Origin of the sequence: Shigella sp. FC1661 (assembly GCF_001712525.1) — a bacterium.
Taxonomy (GTDB): Bacteria; Pseudomonadota; Gammaproteobacteria; order Enterobacterales; family Enterobacteriaceae; genus Escherichia; species Escherichia coli.
Genome location: NZ_MDGW01000318.1, coordinates 1 through 1,523 on the forward strand (window position 1 = coordinate 1; position 1,523 = coordinate 1,523).

General features: G+C 49.6%; 2 protein-coding genes and 1 pseudogene. 2 read left to right on the forward strand and 1 reads right to left on the reverse strand.

From position 1 onward, the window contains the following. Positions 1-262 (reverse strand): IS1-like element transposase (locus tag BFF42_RS16700; RefSeq protein WP_069734018.1); only part of this gene is annotated, 262 nt, incomplete at its 3' end. A gap of 57 nt (positions 263-319) precedes the next feature. On the opposite strand from BFF42_RS16700, the pseudogene BFF42_RS16705 reads away from it, so the two are divergent. After that, positions 320-1,303, forward strand: a pseudogene (locus BFF42_RS16705) (PstS family phosphate ABC transporter substrate-binding protein); the annotation flags it as partial. 55 nt (positions 1,304-1,358) lie between these two features. After that, the coding region (locus tag BFF42_RS16710; RefSeq protein WP_047664789.1) for an IS1 family transposase at positions 1,359-1,523 on the forward strand (165 nt) is incomplete at its 3' end.

Here is a 1,523-nt window from a genome sequence, read left to right on the forward strand (position 1 = left end):
CTGAGTTTTTTAAGTGACGTAAAATCGTGTTGAGGCTAACGCCCATAATGCGTGCAGTTGCCCGGCATCCAACGCCATTCATGGCCATATCAATAATTTTCTGGTGCGTACCGGGTTGAGAAGCGGTGTAAGTGAACTGCAGTTGCCATGTTTTACGGCAGTGAGAGCAGAGATAGCGCTGATGTCCGGCAGTGCTTTTGCCGTTACGCACCACCCCGTCAGTAGCTGAACAGGAGGGACAGCTGATAGAAACAGAAGCCACTGGAGCACCTCAAAAACACCATCATACACTAAATCAGTAAGTTGGCAGCATCACCTGGGGCGAGTATGGGCAGGCGATAGTGCACCAGAAAAAAGAGAAATAGCCGTCTGGCGACAATGTCTTTTTTTAGTACCCGGTTTATTAATCCTGGTTGGCTGGATAATCGCGCTGCATCTGGCAGATTATCAATTTCACCAGATGGGATCGGGTTGGTTGGCTGATCTTATGCTCCCCTGGCTGGGCGTTTTGTTAGTCTCAGTAGTCGGAGGTGAGTACTGGTGGATAGTCATTATACCCGTTGGCGCGCATATCAGTTTTTCGCTGGGGTACGGCCGGCCAACCAGACATCCTTTAACCGGTACATCCGGGCTACGTTGCCGTAATTCCCTCCTGTTTATCCTTCTCATGCTTGGTTTTGTCGCTGGTTATCAGGGTTATTTATATAAACAGCTCAATCCCGGCGTCGGTGTGCGCGAAAATATTGATACCTGGGCCTGGCGACCCGATAAACTCAATAATCAACTGACACCACTGCGTGGTAAACCGCAAATTCAGTTTACGCAAAACTGGCTGCGACTCGATGGTGCTACGGCGGCGTACCCAATTTATGCCTCTGCATTTTATGCTTTAAGCGTTATACCGGAAGATTTTCACACCAGGGAATATCCGGAGAGCTCTCGTACCCCCGATGCGTATAACAGGATTGTTAAAGGTGATGCTGATATTATTTTTGTGGCGCAACCTTCCGGTGGGCAGAAAAAACGCGCTGAGGAATCGGGCATTACTTTGCTGTACACGCCTTTTGCCCGTGAAGCGTTTGTTTTCATCGTCAATGCGGATAATCCGGTTAATTCCCTGACTGAACAACAGGTGCGTGACATCTTCAGTGGTGCAATTACCAACTGGCGTACTGTTGGCGGTAACGATCAGGAGATCCAGACCTAGCAACGCCCGGAAGACTCTGGTAGCCAGACGGTGATGCAATCCCAGGTCATGAAAAATGTCCGCATGATCTCGCCGCAGGAAACAGAAGTGGCAAGTGGTAATGCTGCCAACTTACTGATTTAGTGTATGATGGTGATTTTAAGGTGCTTGCGTGGCTTCCATTTCCATCAGATGTCCTTCCTGCTCCGCTACTGAAGGCGTGGTGCGTAACGGCAAAAGCACTGCCGGACATCAGCGCTATCTCTGCTCTCATTGCCGTAAAACATGGCAACTACAGTTCACTTACACCGCCTCTCAGCCCGGTACGCACCAGAAA